At 63.6% G+C, this 18,441-nt stretch carries 14 protein-coding genes; all 14 read left to right on the forward strand.

Annotated elements, in window-relative coordinates; all coding sequences use genetic code 11:
* Positions 1–6: 6 nt before the first annotated feature.
* The 14 genes from purQ to VQ071_RS02965 all read left to right on the forward strand — a co-directional run bounded on the left by purQ (position 7) and on the right by VQ071_RS02965 (position 18,432).
* Positions 7–699, forward strand: coding sequence for a phosphoribosylformylglycinamidine synthase subunit PurQ (purQ, locus tag VQ071_RS02900; protein WP_340512339.1), 693 nt, complete (start codon positions 7–9; stop codon positions 697–699).
* Positions 677–2,920, forward strand: a complete 2,244-nt coding sequence (gene purL / locus VQ071_RS02905) for a phosphoribosylformylglycinamidine synthase subunit PurL (protein ID WP_340512340.1) — start codon at positions 677–679, stop codon at positions 2,918–2,920. The genes purQ and purL overlap by 23 nt, the downstream gene beginning before the upstream one ends.
* Positions 2,905–4,548 (forward strand): amidophosphoribosyltransferase, encoded by a 1,644-nt coding sequence (gene purF / locus VQ071_RS02910; protein WP_445293247.1) that lies wholly within the window; start codon positions 2,905–2,907, stop codon positions 4,546–4,548. The genes purL and purF overlap by 16 nt, the downstream gene beginning before the upstream one ends.
* Positions 4,549–5,155: 607 nt before the next feature.
* Entirely contained in the window at positions 5,156–6,202 is a 1,047-nt protein-coding gene (purM, locus tag VQ071_RS02915; protein ID WP_340512341.1) for a phosphoribosylformylglycinamidine cyclo-ligase, read from the forward strand.
* Positions 6,199–6,816 carry a phosphoribosylglycinamide formyltransferase gene (purN, locus tag VQ071_RS02920; protein ID WP_340512342.1) on the forward strand — a complete coding sequence of 206 codons (618 nt, stop codon included), beginning with the start codon at positions 6,199–6,201 and terminating at the stop codon, positions 6,814–6,816. Before purM ends, purN begins: the two co-directional genes overlap by 4 nt.
* Before the next feature lie 4 nt (positions 6,817–6,820).
* Positions 6,821–7,249, forward strand: a complete 429-nt coding sequence (locus VQ071_RS02925; protein ID WP_340512343.1) for a hypothetical protein — start codon at positions 6,821–6,823, stop codon at positions 7,247–7,249.
* 185 nt (positions 7,250–7,434) lie between these two features.
* Complete coding sequence (gene purH, locus VQ071_RS02930) at positions 7,435–8,994, forward strand: bifunctional phosphoribosylaminoimidazolecarboxamide formyltransferase/IMP cyclohydrolase (protein WP_340512344.1); 1,560 nt, start codon at positions 7,435–7,437, stop codon at positions 8,992–8,994.
* A gap of 22 nt (positions 8,995–9,016) precedes the next feature.
* Positions 9,017–10,285 carry a phosphoribosylamine--glycine ligase gene (gene purD / locus VQ071_RS02935; protein WP_340512345.1) on the forward strand — a complete coding sequence of 423 codons (1,269 nt, stop codon included), beginning with the start codon at positions 9,017–9,019 and terminating at the stop codon, positions 10,283–10,285.
* Positions 10,286–10,382: 97 nt separating this feature from the next.
* A complete protein-coding gene (locus VQ071_RS02940) occupies positions 10,383–11,105 on the forward strand; it encodes a cyclase family protein (RefSeq protein WP_340512346.1) in 723 nt (240 codons plus the stop codon).
* Positions 11,106–11,451: 346 nt separating this feature from the next.
* Complete coding sequence (locus tag VQ071_RS02945) at positions 11,452–12,273, forward strand: alpha/beta hydrolase family protein (protein WP_340512347.1); 822 nt, start codon at positions 11,452–11,454, stop codon at positions 12,271–12,273.
* 169 nt (positions 12,274–12,442) lie between these two features.
* Positions 12,443–13,450 carry an ABC transporter substrate-binding protein gene (locus VQ071_RS02950; RefSeq protein ID WP_340512349.1) on the forward strand — a complete coding sequence of 336 codons (1,008 nt, stop codon included), beginning with the start codon at positions 12,443–12,445 and terminating at the stop codon, positions 13,448–13,450.
* A gap of 183 nt (positions 13,451–13,633) precedes the next feature.
* Positions 13,634–15,301 (forward strand): helix-turn-helix domain-containing protein, encoded by a 1,668-nt coding sequence (locus VQ071_RS02955; RefSeq protein WP_340512350.1) that lies wholly within the window; start codon positions 13,634–13,636, stop codon positions 15,299–15,301.
* Complete coding sequence (locus VQ071_RS02960) at positions 15,298–17,295, forward strand: AraC family transcriptional regulator (RefSeq protein WP_340512351.1); 1,998 nt, start codon at positions 15,298–15,300, stop codon at positions 17,293–17,295. The genes VQ071_RS02955 and VQ071_RS02960 overlap by 4 nt, the downstream gene beginning before the upstream one ends.
* Positions 17,296–17,373: 78 nt before the next feature.
* Entirely contained in the window at positions 17,374–18,432 is a 1,059-nt protein-coding gene (locus VQ071_RS02965; protein WP_340512352.1) for a FecCD family ABC transporter permease, read from the forward strand.
* The last annotated feature ends 9 nt before the right edge of the window (positions 18,433–18,441 follow it).

Consider the following 18,441-nt stretch of genomic DNA (forward strand, 5'->3'; position numbering starts at 1 on the left):
CACCTCATGAAATTCGCGGTCATCGTATTCCCGGGCTCCAACTGCGACCTGGACATGTATAACGCGGTCGTCGACACGGTCGGCGAGCAGGTGGATTATGTGTGGCACACCGCCACCGACCTGTCCGGCTACGACGCCATCCTCGTGCCGGGCGGCTTCTCGTACGGCGATTATCTGCGCTGCGGCGCGATCGCCCAGCTCGCTCCGGTCATGAACGAAGTGCGCAAGGCGGCGGCCGAAGGCAAGTTCGTGCTCGGCGTGTGCAACGGCTTCCAGGTGCTCACCGAGGCGGGCCTGCTGCCCGGCGCGCTCATCCGCAACAACAGCCTCAAGTTCCGCTGCCACCCGGTCGGCCTGCGTGTGGAGAACGCGAACACGGCGTTCACCCGCGACTACGAGCAGGGCGAGGTCGTGACGATCCCGATCGCGCACGGCGAAGGCAACTATTACTGCGACGAAGAGACGCTGGCGGGCCTCAAGGCGAACGGCCAGATCGTCTTCACCTACGACGGCGCCAACCCGAACGGGTCGGTGGCGGGCATCGCAGGCATCTCGAACGAGGCGGGCAATGTCGTCGGCATGATGCCGCATCCGGAGCGCGCGGTCAGCGAGCTGCTCGGCTCGGCGGACGGCGCGAAGATGTTCACGTCAGTACTGAACGCATGGAGGGAACGCAATGGCGCAGCAAGCACCCGCTAAAGAACCGACGGTCCAGCAGATCGCCGAGCAGAAAATTTACAAGCAATTCGGCGTCTCCGATTCCGAATTCGAACTCATCTGCGGCTTCCTCGGACGCCAGCCGAACTACACCGAGATCGGCGTGTTCAGCGTCATGTGGTCCGAGCACTGCGCATACAAGAACTCCAAGCCGCTGCTTCGCCGCTTCCCGACGAGCGGTCCGCGCGTCCTGATGGGGCCGGGCGAAGGTGCGGGCATCGTCGACATCGGCGACAAGCAGGCCGTCGTCTTCAAGATCGAGTCGCACAACCACCCGTCCGCGGTCGAGCCGTACCAGGGCGCCGCGACCGGCGTCGGCGGCATCATCCGCGACATCTTCTCAATGGGCTCGCGCCCGATCGCGCTGCTCAACTCGCTGCGCTTCGGCAAGCTCGAGAGCGACCGCGTCAAGTACCTGTTCGAGCATGTCGTCAGCGGCATCGCCGGCTACGGCAACTGCATCGGCATCCCGACGGTCGCGGGCGAGGTCATGTTCGACGAAGCCTATGAAGGCAACCCGCTCGTCAACGCGATGTGTGTCGGTCTCATCGACCACGACAAGATTCAGCGCGGCGTCGCCAAGGGCGTCGGCAACCCGGTGTTCTACGTCGGTCCGGCTACGGGCCGCGACGGCATCCACGGCGCGACGTTCGCGTCGGAGGACTTGACCGCCGAGTCCGAAGCGAAGCGCTCGGCCGTCCAGGTCGGCGACCCGTTCATGGAGAAGCTCGTCATGGAAGCGACGCTCGAGCTGATCGACTCCGGCATCGTGCTCGGCATCCAGGACATGGGCGCAGCGGGCCTCACCTGCTCGAGCGCCGAGATGGCGTCCAAGGCCGGCAACGGCATGGAGCTGTATCTCGACGAGGTGCCGCAGCGCGAAGAAGGCATGACCGCGTACGAGATGATGCTGTCCGAGTCGCAGGAGCGTATGCTGTTCGTCACCGAGCCGCACCACGAAGCGCAGGCCAAGGCGATTTTCGAGCGCTGGGGATTGCACTGCGCCAAGGTCGGCAAGGTGACGGACGACGGCCGTCTGCGCCTGTTCCATCAGGGCGAAGAGGTCGCGGACATGCCGGTCAAGGCGCTCGTCGACGACTGCCCGGTGTACGACAAGCCTTCCAAGGTGCCGGACTACTATCTGAAAAACGGCTCCATCGATACGAACCGCTACGAGCAAGTGATCGACCTGACGGATGCGCTCAAAAAGGTGCTCGGCTCTCCTTCGCTCGCAAGCAAGGAGTGGGTTTACAGCCAGTACGACTATCAAGTCCGCACGTCCACGGCCGTCGTGCCGGGCTCGGATGCGGCGGTCGTCGCGATCCGCGGCACGCGCAAGGCGCTCGCGATGACGACCGACTGCAACGGCCGCTACGTGTACCTCGATCCCGAGGTCGGCGGACGCATCGCGGTCGCCGAAGCGGCGCGCAACATCGTCTGCTCGGGCGGCGAGCCGCTCGCGATCACGGACAACCTTAACTTCGGCTCGCCGGAGAAGCCTGAGGTATTCTGGCAGATGGAAAAGTCGGTGGATGGCATGGCCGAAGCCTGCCGCTTCCTGGACACGCCGGTCATCGGCGGCAACGTGTCGCTGTACAACGAGAACGCGAAGGGCGCGATCTACCCGACGCCGGTCGTCGGCATGGTCGGTCTGATCACGGACATCGACCATATCACGACGCAGGAGTTCAAGGCCGAAGGCGACGTCATCTACCTGCTCGGCGAGACGAAGGCGGAGATCGGCGGCAGCGAGTTCCAATACGCGGTACACGGCCTGACCGAAGGCCGCCCGCCGGTCATCGATCTGGCTGTGGAAAAGGCGCTGCACGGCGCGGTACTCGGCGCGATCCGCCAGGGCCTCGTCGCCTCGGCGCATGACCTGTCCGAAGGCGGACTGGCTGCGGCGGTGGCGGAGGCGACGTTCGGACGCGGGCTTGGCGCGGAGGTGGACTTCGCGACGCATCTGCGTCCTGACCTGGCGCTGTTCAGCGAATCGCAGTCGCGCATCCTGCTGTCGGTCAAGCCGGAGCATGCGGGCGCGCTCGAAGCGTGGCTGGCGGAGCAAGGCGTGCCGGCGCAGAAGCTGGGCGTCGTAGGCGGGGAAGAGCTGGTCATTGCGGTTAACGGACATACGGCAATTCAGGCACCTGTGAACGAATTCCGCACAGAATGGAAGGAAGCGATCCCATGCCGGATGCAATAAATGCCGGATCGGGCCGCGCGCCGCATGCAGCCGGGGGAGCAAGCGCCCCGGACGGCATGCAGCCGCATGGGCCCGCCGCAAGCGTCCTGCCTTATGATATGAACGGGCTGGCCGGTGTTGGAGTGCTGCCGTCTTCGCAGACGGAGAGGCTGCCGGCTGCCGAGTCTCGATTCTGGTCGGGAGACTATTACAACCAGGGCAACGATCAAGCGTCCGGCATGATGGACAAGCTGAAGGAAGAATGCGGCGTGTTCGGCGTGTTCGGGCACAAGGATGCGGCCGAGCTGTCCTACTACGGTCTGCATGCCTTGCAGCACCGCGGCGAGGAGAGCTGCGGCATCTGTACGGCCGATCTGGGCGGAGACTTCCACTATCATCGGGGCATGGGCCTCGTGAAGGAAGTGTTCGACCGCGATCGGCTGGACTCGCTCGTCGGCGCCAATGCGATCGGCCATGTGCGCTATTCGACGGCCGGCGCGAGCCGGCTGGCCAACGCGCAGCCGCTCGTGTTCAAGTACCGCGGCGGCGATCTGGCCGTCTGCACGAACGGCAACCTCGTCAACGAGCCGATCATCCGGCGCGAGCTGGAGGAGACGGGCTCGATCTTCCAGACGACGAGCGACACCGAGGTCATCGCGCATATGATCGCGCGCTCGCCCAAGGATCTCGTCGAGGCGGTCAAGGATGCATTCTCGCGGCTGATCGGGGGCTTCGCGTTTCTGATCATGACCAAGGACGTGCTGATCGCGGCCTGCGATCCGAACGGGCTGCGTCCGATGGTCATGGGCCGGCTGGGCGACGCCTATATATTCGCGTCCGAGTCGTGCTCGTTCGAGGTCATCGGCGCGGAGTACGTGCGCGACGTGCAGCCGGGCGAGCTGATCGTGTTGGACCGCAACGGGTACCGCGAGGAGCGGTATGCGGTCTTGCAGCGGCGGTCGGTGTGCGCGATGGAATATATTTACTTCGCGCGCCCCGACAGCGACATCGGCACGATCAATCTGCACAGCGCCCGCAAGCGCATGGGCCAGCAGCTCGCGCTGGAGGCGTTCGTCGACGCCGACATCGTGACCGGCGTGCCGGACTCGAGCATCTCGGCGGCGATCGGTTATGCGGAGCAGACGGGCATCCCGTACGAGCTTGGCCTGATCAAGAACAAGTACACCGGACGCACCTTCATCCAGCCCTCCCAGGAGCTGCGCGAGAAGGGCGTCAAGATGAAGCTGTCCGCCGTCCGCAAGGTCGTGCAGGGCAAGCGCGTCGTCATGATCGACGACTCGATCGTGCGGGGCACGACCTCGCTGCGCATCGTTAACCTGCTGCGCGAGGCGGGCGCGCTTGAGGTGCATGTGCGCATCACGTCGCCGCCCTTCGCCAACCCTTGCTACTACGGCATCGACACGCCGGACCGCCGCGACCTGATCGCCTCGAGCAAGACGGTCGAGGAGATCCGCCAGGCGATCAACGCGGATTCGCTGTACTTCCTCAGCAAGCCGGGCCTGCTCGAGGCCGTCGGCGGGGCCGAGGGCGAGTACGACCGCGGCCTGTGCCTCGGCTGCTTCACCAACGACTACCCGACACCGGTGGAGTTCGAGGACGCCAAGGCAACGAGCTGCAGCTGCGACTGAGCGGCTGGGGCTGGAGAGTTGGCAGCAGGGTTAGGCTGCGGGGCAGGCCGCTGAGGCAGCTGAGGCGGTCAGCCAAAGCAGTGATGGAGCGAATAGCGGAACTATTTTCCGTTAAGCGCCAGTGCCGAGGTAGCTGTGAAGCGAATAGCGGAACTATTTTCCGCTAAGTGCCTGCGCCGAGGTGGCTGTGGAGCGAATAGCGGAACTTTTTTCCGCTGAGTGCCTGCGCCGAGGTAGCTGTGTAGCGAATAGCGGAAATATTTTCCGCTAAGTGCCTGCGCCGAGGCAGTAATGGTGTGGATAGCGAAACTATTTTCCGCTAAGTGCCAGTGCCGAGGTGGCTGTGAAGCGAATAGCGGAACTATTTTCCGCTAAGTGCCTGCGCCGAGGTGGCTGAGTAGCGAATAGCGGAACTATTTTCCGCTAAGTGCCTGCGCCGAGGTGGCTGTGGTGCAGATAGCGGAACTATTTTCCGCTAAGCGCCTGTGCCGAGGTGGCTGTGGAGCGAATAGCGGAACTATTTTCCGCTAAGTGCCTGCGCCGAGGCAGTAGTGGTGCAGATAGCGGAATGATTTTTTACAACTTTATGCAAGGGGGCTTAACCCAAGTGTCCGAAGCTTACAAACAGGCCGGCGTCGATATCGCCGCGGGTAATGAAGCGGTCGAACGAATGAAAAAGCACGTGAAGCGCACGATGCGTCCGGAGGTGCTGACGGGGCTCGGCGGCTTCGGAGGACTGTTCGGTCTGAACAAGGACAAATATGAGGAGCCGGTGCTCGTCTCCGGCACGGATGGCGTCGGCACGAAGCTGAAGCTGGCGTTCGAGCTGGACAAGCACGACACGATCGGCATCGACGCGGTTGCAATGTGTGTCAACGACGTCGTGGTGACTGGCGCGGAGCCGCTGTTTTTCCTCGACTATCTGGCCTGCGGCAAGCTTGTGCCCGAGAAGATCGAGGCGATCGTCAAAGGGGTGGCGGACGGCTGCGAGCAAGCCGGCTGCGCGCTGATCGGCGGCGAGACGGCGGAGATGCCGGGCATGTATCAGGACGGCGAGTACGATATCGCGGGCTTCACCGTCGGCATCGTGGACAAGCCGAAGGCGATCGACGGCAGCACGATTGCCGCGGGCGACGCGGTCATCGGGCTGGGCTCGAGCGGCATTCACTCCAACGGCTACTCGCTCGTTCGCCGGCTGCTGCTCGAGACCAATGGCTACCAGTTTTCGGACAAGCTGCCTGAGCTGGAGGGCAAGACGCTCGGCGATGTGCTCATCGAGCCGACGCGCATCTATGTGAAGTCGGTGCTGAAGCTGGTCGAGAGCGTGCAGGTGAAGGGGATGGCGCATATTACGGGCGGCGGCTTCATCGAAAATATTCCGCGCGTGCTGCCGGAAGGCGTCAACGTGGACATCGATCTCGGCGCATGGCCGGTACATCCGGTGTTCGGCCTGATGCAGCGCGATGGCGCGATCAGCGACCGCGATATGTACACGACGTTTAACATGGGCATCGGCATGGTGCTGGTGGTGCCGGCTGAGCAGGCAGAACGGGCGGTAGCGCTGGCTGGCGAGCTGGGCGAGAAGGCATACGTCATCGGCCGCGTGACCGAAGGCTCGCGCGTCGTCACGTTCGGAGGCGCCGAGTTCGCATGAGCCGCGACAAGCTCCGCATCGCCGTATTCGCATCCGGCAGCGGCAGCAACTTTCAGGCGCTCGCCGAAGCCGCGCGAGACGGCAGGCTCGGCCCGGCCGAGATCGCGCTGCTCGTCTGCGACAAGCCAGAGGCCGGGGTCATGGCGCGCGCGGAGAAGCTCGGCGTCGAGACATTCGCTTTCCGGCCGAAGGAATACGCGTCCCGCGAAGCATATGAGACGGTCATCGCCGACGAGCTCGCCGCGCGCGGTATCGGGTTGATCGTGCTTGCCGGCTATATGCGGATTCTGACCGACGTGCTCGTGCGCGCTTATGAAGGGCGGATGATTAACGTCCATCCGTCGCTGCTGCCCGCTTTTCCCGGCATCCGGGCGATCGGACAGGCGCTCGACTACGGCGTCAAGGTCACAGGTGTGACCGTGCACTTCGTGGACGGCGGTCTCGACAGCGGCCCGATCATCGCGCAACGGGTCATCGAGCTGTCACCCGGCGACACCGAGGAGACACTCGCGCCGCGCATCCACGCGATCGAGCATGAGTTGCTGCCGGAGACGGTGCGCCTGATCGCTGAAGGCCGCGTGCATCTGGAAGGGCGTATCGTCACAATCAGTTAACAGAGTGGCGGACAGCGCGCCGCACCAACGGGATAACGATGTGCTGCATCGCTATTTGCCGGAAAACGCGCCGCACCAACGGGATAACGATGTGCCGCATCGCTATTTGCCGGAAAACGCGCCGCACCAACGGAATAACGATGTGCCGCATCGCTATTTGCCGGACAGTGCGCCGCAACACCGAAATAACGATGTGCCGCATCGCTATTTGGCGGACAACGCGCCGCAGCCTCGGAATAACGATGTGCCGCATCGCTATTTGCCGGAAAACGCGCCGCACCACCGAAATAACGATGTGCCGCATCGCTATTTGCCGGAAAACGTGCCGCACCAACGGAATAACGATGTGCCGCATCGCTATTTGGCGGACAACGCGCCGCACCACCGAAATAACGATGTGCCGCATCGCTATCTTCACACTTTGCCGAAGTAACCTATCGTTCGACGGGATTGCGAGACTCATCGAGCCGCGATCGGGCCTAGCTAGTACTATGTCTTGCCGCCCCGGGGTGGGCTTATCCCGTTCGCTCAGGAACCGGCGCGCTGTCGCGGCTGAGTGAAGGGGATAACCCCACCCCGGCGGTCATAATCATACCCTTTAGGAGTGAATGAACAGTCATGGCTATCAAAAGAGCGCTGGTCAGCGTATCCGACAAGACGGGCATCACCGAATTTTGCCGCGCGCTCGCGGCGCAGGGCGTGCAGATCATCTCGACGGGCGGCACGCATGCGCTGCTCGAGCGCGAGGGCGTGCCGGTCATCGGCATCTCCGACGTGACGGGTTTCCCCGAGATTCTCGACGGCCGCGTCAAGACGCTGCACCCCGCGGTGCACAGCGGCCTGCTCGCGATCCGCGACAGCGCGGAGCATGTCGAGGCGATGGAGAAGCTGGGCCTCGACTACATCGACCTCGTCGTCGTGAACCTGTACCCGTTCAAGGAGACGGTCTCGAAGCCTGACGTCAGCTATGAGGACGCCATCGAGAACATCGATATCGGCGGTCCGACGATGCTGCGCTCCGCTGCGAAGAACCATGCCTTCGTCACGGTCGTCGTCGACGCGGGCGACTACGCCGAGGTGCTCGCGCAAGTTCAAGCCGGCGGCGACACGTCGCTTGAGACGCGCAAGCGTCTCGCCGCCAAGGTATTCCGCCACACGGCCGCCTACGACGCGCTCATCTCCGAGTACTTCGCGGAGCAGCTCGGCGATCCGCTGCCGGAGAGCCTCACCTTCACCTACGAGAAGGTCCAGGAGCTGCGCTACGGCGAGAACCCGCACCAGCAAGCCGCCTTCTACCGCAAGCCGCTCGCCAAGAAAGGCCCGAGCATCACGACGGCGAAGCAGCTGCACGGCAAGGAGCTGTCCTACAACAACATCAACGACGCCAACGCGGCGCTCGCGATCGTCTCCGAGTTCGACGAGCCGGCCGTGGTGGCCGTCAAGCATATGAACCCGTGCGGCGTCGGCATCGGCGCTGACATCGACGAGGCGTACGTCAAGGCATACGCGTCCGACCCGACCTCGATCTTCGGCGGCATCGTCGCGGCGAACCGCACGATCGACGCCCAGACTGCGGATCGTCTTGCGCAGATCTTCCTTGAGATCATCATCGCGCCGGACTTTACGCCGGAGGCGCTGGACATTTTGAGCCGCAAAAAGAACATCCGACTGCTCGCCACCGGCACCGACAGCCAGACGCAGAGCGCAGCCGAGCGCAAGCCGGAGTGGCTCGTCACGAGCGTCGACGGCGGCATGCTCGTGCAGCAGAGCGACGTTCACTCGCTGGACGAAGCCGACCTCACGGTCGTCACGGAGCGCGTACCGACGGCCGAGGAGCTGAAGCAGCTGCTGTTCGCCTGGAAGATCGTCAAGCATGTGAAGTCCAACGCGATCCTGCTCGCTGCGGACAGCATGACGGTCGGCGTAGGCGCCGGCCAGATGAACCGCGTAGGCGCGGCGCGCATCGCCATCGAGCAGGCGGGCGACAAGGCCAAGGGCGCGGTGCTGGCTTCCGATGCGTTTTTCCCGATGGGCGATACGGTCGAGCTGGCGGCGCAAGCCGGCATCACGGCCATCATCCAGCCGGGCGGCTCCGTCAAGGATGCCGAATCCGTAGCTGCGGCGAATGCGGCCGGCATCGCGATGGTCGTCACGGGCGTCCGTCACTTCAAGCATTGATCGGCGAAGGGAGAACGAGAGCATGCGCATATTAGTCATAGGCCGCGGCGGCCGGGAGCACACGATCGTCTGGGCGCTCCGCAAAAATCCGAAGGCCGAGCATATTTTCTGCGCGCCGGGTAACGCGGGCATCGCGCAGCTCGCGGAGCTGGTGCCGATCGGGGAGCTTGAATTCGACAAGCTCGTGCAGTTTGCAAAGGACAAGGCGATCGATCTGGTCGTCGTCGGTCCGGACGATCCGCTGGCTGCGGGCATCGTCGATGCGTTCGAAGCGGCGTCGATCCCGGTGTACGGCCCGAACAAGGCTGCGGCGGAGATCGAGGGCAGCAAGATTTTTATGAAAAACCTGCTCAAAAAGTACGACATCCCGACCGCGAAGTACGAGACGTTCACGGACTACGCGTCCGCGCGCGACTATCTGGCCTCGCAGCCGGTGCCGATCGTCATCAAGGCGGACGGGCTGGCGGCGGGCAAGGGCGTCACCGTCTGCTTCACCCGCGAGGAAGCCGAGCAGGCGCTGAAGGACACGATGGTCGACAAGTCGTTCGGCGCGGCCGGCGACAAGGTCGTCATCGAGGAGTTCCTGTCCGGGCAGGAGATGTCGATCCTGGCGTTCGTGGACGGCGAGACGGTCCGGGCGATGCCCGCGGCGCAGGATCACAAGCCTGCCTATGACGGCGACAAAGGCCCGAACACGGGCGGCATGGGCACCTATTCGCCGCTGCCGCACATCCCGCAGTCGATCATCGACGACGCGATCGAGAATATCGTGAAGCCGACCGCGCGCGCGATGGTGTCCGAAGGCCGCCCGTTCCGCGGCGTGCTGTTCGGCGGACTCATGATCACGGCGGACGGTCCGAAGACGATCGAGTTCAACGCGCGCTTCGGCGACCCGGAGACGCAGGTCGTGCTGCCGCGACTGAAGGGCGATCTGCTGGAGATCATCCTGGCCTCGCTCGAAGGTCGCCTCGACGACGTCGAGATCGAGTGGAGCGACGAAGCGGCGGTATGCGTCGTGCTCGCATCGGGAGGCTATCCCGGCTCCTATCCGAAAGGGCTGCCTGTCGACGGACTGGATGCAGCCGCCGGTGCAGGCGATGCGCTCGTCTTCCATGCCGGCACGGCCGAGCAGGAAGGCCGGGTCGTGACGGCCGGCGGGCGCGTGCTGGGCATCGTCGGTCTTGGTGCCGGTATCGCCGAGGCGCGCGAAGCGGCCTACAGGGCAGCGGCGCACATCGATTTTGAAGGCAAGCAGCATCGCACGGACATCGCCGCGAAGGCGCTCGTCTAAGCTGGGGCTGCCGCTTAAGTTCTCGCCGCTTGCGCAAGGCGGCGCAGGACGGGGCGGCGGCTTTTGTCTGTCCACTAACCGACAGGAGGCAAGCCCGATGTCATATTCGGAACTGGCGGCGACGCTCGCCGGCATGGAAGCGATCGACCTGTCCCATACGCTGGAGGAAGACATGCCGGTATACCCGGCGCATTCCCGTTACCACCATCCATTGTGGGATTCGTTTGCGACCGGTGCAGGCTGCATGGTCTATCAGCTCGTGATCAACGAGCATTGCGGCACGCATGTGGATGCAATCTCACATTTTATGCGGCCGGAGCATGCCGGATGGCAGGACATGGCGGGCACGCCGGTCACGCAGTTCACGGGCAGGGCGCTCACGCTGGATTTTTCCCATTATAAAGACACCGACGTCGTCACGGCCGAGGAGATCGTGACATGGGAGCGGGAGCGCCGCCTGTCGATCATGCCCGGGGACATCGTGCTGTTCCGGTTCGGTTGGGACAGGTACTGGGCGCCCCGCTCCGAGGATCGCACCTATACGGCCTCCTGGCCGGGGATTAGCGGCGAAGCTGCCGCTTATGTGAGAGACAGAGGCGGCAAGGCGGTCGGCTGCGACACGCTCGCCATCGACAGCTCCTATGCGGCCGATTCTCCGGCGCATTACGAGCTGCTCGGCGGCGGCGTCAACATTCTCGAGAACCTGACCCGCCTTGACCGTGTTCTGGGCGAATCGCTGTTCGTCGCGCTGCCGCTCAAGATCAAGGACGGCTCCGGCTCGCCGGTCCGCGCGATCGCTTACAAGCGGCAGGGAGAATAGCCGATCGGGATGGCGCATTGAACCGCGCATACAGTAGCAGAGACGTCAGGGGAGCCCCCCGGCGTCTTTTTATTGCTTATAGAACAGCGTCTTGCGATTTGCGATGACGAATATGACGGCGACGACCGAGCCGACGATCAAGACTGAGGCGAGCGCATGCGCAGACAGCCAATTCACAAAAGCCTCCACCATTTTCCCTCCTTTGTCCGATCCTTCCTTTTGACCGCTAGTGTTCCCCAAAAACCTGCTTTTTTTATCGCAGAGACTTATTGACAAGGGGGTAGAAGCCATATATATTTAAAACAAAGTAATTTAATCGGAATTAATGGAAAAGGGGCGATGTTCAATGGAACGCGCTTTGACGATACGACACGGGGATCTGACGCTGGCCGCCACCATCCACTATCCGCCCGCCCAAGGAAAAGCCGAGTGCAACAAGCTGCCGCTGGTCGTTATCAATCACGGCTTTGTCGGTAACCGCATCGGCGTAGACCGCTTGTTCTTGCTCGCGGCGCGAGAATTCGCCGGCAGGGGGAACCTGGTCATCCGCTTCGACTTCGCGGGCTGCGGGGAGAGCGAGGGCGTCTACGGGGATCATGGCCTCGATTCAATGATCGAGCAGACGCGCTCGGTGCTCGACTATGCGCTCGGTCTGGACGTCGTCGACCCGACGCGGGTCACGCTGCTCGGCCACAGCCTGGGCGGCGCCGTCGCCCTGCTCACGGGCGTGCGCGACAGGCGGGTCAAGTCGCTGGCGCTCTGGTCGCCGGTGTCGTACCCGTTCAACGACATCCTGCGAATCGTCGGCCGCAATACGTACGACGAATCCGTCACGAAGGGCCAGGCCGACTATCTCGGCTATGCGATCAAGCCCGCCTTTTTCGACGCGCTGATGAAGCATCAGCCGTTCCAGGAGACGCAGAAGTTCCCGGGCGACGTGTTCCTCGTGCATGGCACCGGCGACGAGACGATTCCGGTGGACTACACGTTTCTGCTCGAGAAGACGTTCTGGCTGCGGGGAGAGGGACGCTGCGAGAAATCGATCATTTTCCAGGCGGATCATACCTTCTCCAAAGGCGAGCACAAGGAGCAGCTGTTCAAAGCAACGGGCGATTGGCTCGGCGGCTACGAGCAGCGGCAGCGGGATTGGCAGCATTGGAGCATTTGACGGACTTTATTGTGAGCAGCGGCGCTTGCCGCTGTTTTTTTGTTGGCCAGCGTTTGTACAAAATCTAAATGCGCGATTTGAATTTGTCCATTGTCGGACGCGGAGGGATTGTTTAGTGTGGTAGATAATGAGAATCATTCTCTATCATTCTGCATGGGGGACAGCGAACATGAAAAAGAAGAGAAAGCTCTGGATGGCACCGGTCATGGCCGGATTGATGGGCATTATGCTGCTTGGCTGCGGTGCGAACAGCGGCAATGGAAGCCATGGGGGCGAGGCTGCGCAGGCGTCCGGGTCGGGTGCGGTGCGGGCAAGCGCAGGGCAGACGGCGTCCGCCGAGGCGAGCGCGGCTCATGCCTATACCGATTACAAGGGGCATCGCATAGAGATTCCGGCAGAACCCAGCCGCATTATATTCGCAGGCGAGACGACAGGCGATCTGCTGGAGCTCGACCTGCCGCTTGTCGGCATTTTCGGAGGAGAGCTGGAGGGCCGCGTGTACCGGGAAAAGGCGGAGAAAATCGAGGATGTCGGCTTTCCGATCAATCTGGAAAAGGTCACCTCGCTCAATCCCGACCTGATCATGGTGGCCAACACGGACGAGGAGGCATACGCCCAACTGTCCAAAATCGCCCCGACGCTCATGTTCGATACGTTCGCGCCGCTGGAGGATCGGATGAACGAGCTCGGCGATATTTTCGGCATCCGGGAACGGACGGACGCCTGGCTGGCGGACTACGAGCGCGAGGCGGCGGCGATGTGGGACAGGCTGTACGCAACCGTATTGAAGCCGGGAGAGACGGCATCGGTATTCACCTATTATCCGGGAGATCGCCTGTTCGCGATGGCGAGAGCCGGACTGCCCCAGCTGCTGTACGGCAAAGGCGGCCTGAAGCCGACGGCTCCGATCCAGGAGATTCTCGACGCGAACGAGGGGTTCAGGCAAATATCGGCGGAATCGATCGGTCAGTTCGCCGGCGACCTTGTTTTTATCCTCGATCCCGTCGCGGACGAAGCGAAGAAGTCGACCGAGTCGCTGCTGTCGAGTCCGGTATGGAAGGCGCTGCCCGCCGTTCAGCACGGCCGCGTATACCGGCTGTACATCCAGAGCGCGGATTCCGACGCAGCGACGCGCAAATGGCTGCTGCAGGAGCTGCCGCGAATGCTGGGCCAATAAGCCGGGGCAGGTGCACCGCGAATTGATGCGGGCTGTTAGCCGATTGTATCGGCTATAAGCTCCAGTGAATTCGTCCAGAGCCGGAACCACCGGACAGCAGTTTAAGCAAACAAGGGTTGAGCGATCGCCACATTTTTTATATGATAATAATGATAATCATTATCACGCAAAATGAGGCAACCTATGAACACTCAACCGTACGAACTCATATGTCCCGCCGCCGCGCTCGCGGACGGGCGGCTTTACTTTCGATTGCTGTCGGCGGACAAGCGCTGCCTGGCACCGGGTGCCGGCGAGTGTGCGCAGGCCGCCGCGTCCCACCGGCTGATCCTGATCGAGGAGGGCGCGGCGACGCTCGCGCTCGAAGACCGGACGCGGCGCCTGCCGGCCAGGGGAGCCGCGGCGCTGATCCCGCCAGGCAGCGGCTTCGAACTGCGAAGCGCATCGGAGGGCCGGACGGCCTGGAGCTGCTTGGCATTCGCCGCCGCGATCGGGACGGACGAGCGGGTAGCGACCTATTCGCATGCCGTCGACCTGGCGTTCTTGGCGCAGACAGACACTCAGGCGCTACCCGACCGCACGCTCAGACAGCTGCGGCGGCTCGAGCGGGAGACGGACCCGGCCTGGCGGCAGCTGAGATTCCAGGAGCTGATGCTCATGCTGTTCGCCGGCGGCGACAGCCGTAAGGATGCGGATGCGGCCGCCCGCGTCGAAGCGGCGATCTCCGCCATGAAGCAAGATTATGCGGAGCCGCTCACTGTGCGGGATCTGGCTGCCGCCGCCAAGCTGCCGCTTCATCGGTTCGCGGCGATCTTCCGCCAGCTGACGGGCAGCCGTCCGCTCGACTATCTGAACGAGCTGCGCATCGAGCGCGCCAAGGACAAGCTGCTGAGGTCCGCGGAGCCGCTGCGCGAGATCGCGCGGCTGACCGGCTTCAAGGACGAGTATTACTTCAGCCGCCGCTTCAGACAGAAGACCGGCCTGGCGCCCCGTCAGTACGCGAGGTCCGCCGGCAGCTGCATCCGGGTGACCGACGCGCTGGGCAGGCGGGTCGATATCCCGCTTCGGCCGCAGCGCATCGTCTATCAAGGCGAGACATTCGGCGATCTGGTCGCGCTCGGCGCCAAGCCGGTGGGCGGCAGCGTATTCTGGGACCAGCGAGCCGTGCTGGCCGAACATGTCGGACTTGTGGAGGATGTCGGGTGGCCGGTCGATCCGGACGCGCTGGCACGGCTCGGCCCCGATCTGATCATTATGGCCTGCGACGAGGAGGACCCTTGCGTCAGCGCCTCGCGCATCGCGCCGACCGTGGCGTTCGACACGTTCGCGCAGCTGGACAGTCGTCTCTTGAAGCTGGGAGAGCTGCTCGGCAGGCAGGCGGAAGCGGAGCGCTGGCTCGAATCGCATCGGGAGCGCACGGAAGCGATGTGGCAACAGCTGGCCGGGGAGCTCGGCGAGGAGGAGACGGCCGCGGTATTCACGATTGCCCGCGGCGGCCGGCTGTTCGTGATGGGCACGATCGGGCTCGCCGCCACGCTGTACCATGCGTCGGGCTTCCGGGCGCCGACGGCCGTGGACCGGCTGCTCTCGCATCGGCAGAGCTACCTGGAGATTGCGCCCGAACAGCTGCGCGCCTATGCGGGAGACCGGATCTTCCTCGTCGTGACCGACGAGCCCGCGTCGCATGCCGCCGCCCGGGCGCTGGCGAGCGCCGAGACGTGGAGGAGCCTGCCTGCCGTCCGGCAGGGGAGAGCGTACCAGGTCGGCGCAGTAGGCTGGAACTATGGAGACGCGCTGACGAGCAGCATGCTGCTGGACAAGCTGCCCGCCCTCCTGCGCCGTTCGTCATGAGAGAGGAGACGAGGGCGGACAGAGGGTGCGACGAGCTCGCGGCGCTGTGGAATCTGGCGGCGATCAAGCTGCTGGATGTGCGTCTGCACGCGATGAAGCCGGGAGAGCGGCGCTACGGCTACCGGCTGCCTGCGAGCGGATTTGTATGCGGGAGCCGGGGCAAGGCGAGGCTGCTGCTCGACGGCCGCCTGTTCGCCGAAGGGCGCGATTGGCTGCTGCACGGCGCGAAGGGCATGACGGTCGATATCGAGGCGGAGGAAGAGTTTTATTATTATGTCGTGTTCTACCGGGCGGCGCTCGCCTTCCCCGGCTGGCGCAGTCTGCGGCAGCGAATGGAGGCCGGCAGTCCGTTCAATGAGGCGTACGGATTCAGAGTGGCGGACCCGCTGCGGCTGCTGTGCCGGTTCGACGAGCTCGCGGCAGCTTGGGAGCGCGGCGGCATCGCCAGACTCGAGGCCAAAGGCCTTTTCTACCGGCTCGTTCATGAGGCGCTTCGACAAAGGGAGGCATCGCAGGGCGCGTCGGCGAATATCGACCCGATCGGCCTGGCGATCGCGTATATGCAGGCGCACTACACGGACAGCTTGACGCTCGACGGCATCGCCGCGCGCTTCGGCTTCAGCCCGCGCCACTTGACGCTGCGGTTCAGGGAACGCACGGGGACAAGTCCGATCGATTACTTGATTCGCTTGCGGCTGGAGCGGGCGCGGGAGTGGCTGACGCGGACCGATGTCTCCCTGCCCGATATCGCGGCAGCGGTCGGTTATGCGGATGTTTATTACTTCAGCCGCCTGTTCCGCAAGCATATGGGGATGTCGCCGATTCGCTACCGCCAAGCCCATGCGGACGGTCTCGCGCTGGATCGTCCATTCGGATTGTCCGAATTGTCCATTGGCGAAAGGAAGCCTTCACGCTATAGTGTTGTTGATAGTGAGAATCATTATCATAAAAGACACGAAAGCGGAGGGTTCATACAGATGAAAAGAAATGCAAGTACGGGCTGGGCGATGGTGCTGCTGCTAGGATTGACACTGCTGCTTGGCGCATGCGGACAGAGCGGCTCGAACGCGGGCGCGGCCGGGGACAGCAGCGCGGAGGCCAAGCCGACGCAGACATCGTCGGCTGCGTCCGCCGCCGCCGCGCAGTCCGGCAGCGAGGCGAAGACGCGAACCGTACATATGGTAAAGGGAGATATCGAAGTGCCTGCCCATCCGAAGCGCGTCGTCGTGCTATATATGCAGGGCGACCTGCTCGCGCTCGGCGTCAAGCCGGTCGGCATGTCCAATATTGAAGGCGGCGCCGCGTTCGCAAGCGAGACCAGGGATGCCGCGACGCTGGGCAATTGGTTCGAGCCCAACATGGAGGCCGTGCTGGCGCTGGATCCCGACTTGATCGTCGTGCCCTCCGAGGAGACGTACGAGATGCTGCACAAGGTGGCGCCGACTGTATTCGTACCGACGTTCACGATGACGACCGCCGAGCGCGTGAAGTTTATGGGAGAGATTTTCGGCAAGGAAAAGGAAGCGGCCGCCCTGCTCGCGGACTTTGACCGCAAGGTCGCTGCAGGCAAGGAAAAGCTGAAGGCCGCCGGCTTGGAGGACAAGACGGTCACGATCGTCGAAGGTGGCATCAAGGAGATGTCGGTCGTGGAAAGCAAGCAATACGGCCGCGGCTCGCAGATTATTTACGATTACCTGGGACTTAAGGCACCGGAAGTCGTCCAAAAGAAAATCGACGTCGCCACGGAAGCCTCCGGCGAGTCGGTCTCCATGGAGGCGCTCCCCCAATTCGTAGGCGACTATCTGTTCCGCTCGATGTGGGACGGTGCGGACGACATGTCCGGCTCGAAGGTATGGAGCAGCCTGCCGGCGGTCAAGGAAGGCCGACTGATCGAGATCGGCTTCGGCTTCTCCTACTACAGCGACATCTATTCGCTGGACAAGCAGCTGGACTTCGTAGTCGATAAGCTGCTGACGACGGGGAAAGCGCAGTAAGCTTTGTGCGTCCGGGTCTGCATCGCGCAGCTGACAAGGCGCGCGAGCGGCCCTATCAAGTAAATGCAGGGAGCTGCCATGACTAGCACAATCGAAACAACGGGCCCTTCGCCGGAGGGCGCCCCTCCTGTCCGCATGCGGGTGCGTCCGCAGCTGGCGACACTTATTCTCACGGCGGGGACAGCCTTGCTCGTGCTGAGCATCGGGCTGTCCGTCTCGTTCGGCGCGGCCGACATCCGGTTCGCGACCGTCTGGCAAGCGATATTCAACTTCAATCCGGGCCTGACCGAGCATCAGATCATCTGGGATCTGCGTCTGCCCCGCATCCTCGGGGCCGCGATGGTCGGCGCCTGCTTTGCCGTCGCAGGCGCGATCATGCAGGGCATGACGCGCAATCCGCTGGCCGATTCCGGTCTGCTCGGACTGAACGCCGGCTCGGGCTTCGCGCTCGCGCTTTGCTTTGCCTTTTTTCCCGGACTCCCGTTCATGTATCTGATCTTATATTCGTTCGCTGGCGCAGGGGTCGGCGCGGGTCTCGTCTACGGGCTCGGCTCGCTGTCGCGCGGCGGAATGACGCCCGCCAGGCTCGTGCTGGCCGGCGCCGGACTCAGCGCGCTGTTGGCCGCACTGAGCGAAGGCGTCGCCCTGTACTACCGCATCGGGCAGCATCTTGCGTTCTGGTACGCCGGCGGCGTGGCGGGCACGTCGTGGCTGCAGCTGCGGATCATGCTGCCCTGGACGGCGGCTGCCGTCGCAGGCGCGATCGCGCTGTCGCGCCAGATCACCATGCTGAGCCTGGGCGAGGATATCTCGCGCGGCCTCGGCCAGCGCACGCAGCGGGTCAAGCTCGCCGGGACGCTGATCGTGCTCTTGCTGGCCGGCGCGGCGGTATCGGTCGTCGGCGCGGTCGGCTTCGTCGGCCTGATCGTGCCGCATCTGACGCGCAAGCTCGTGGGCGTCGACTACAAATGGATCATTCCTTGCTCCGCGGTGCTCGGCAGCCTGCTCGTCGTCCTGGCCGACCTCGCCGGGCGGATGATCAATCCGCCCGAGGAGGTGCCGATCGGGACGCTGATCGCGCTTATCGGCGTGCCGTTTTTCCTCTATCTGGCCCGCCGCGAGAGGAGGGAGCTCTGACATGACGGA

This window comes from Cohnella sp. 56, from assembly GCF_037963805.1.
Classification (GTDB): Bacteria; Bacillota; Bacilli; order Paenibacillales; family Paenibacillaceae; genus Cohnella.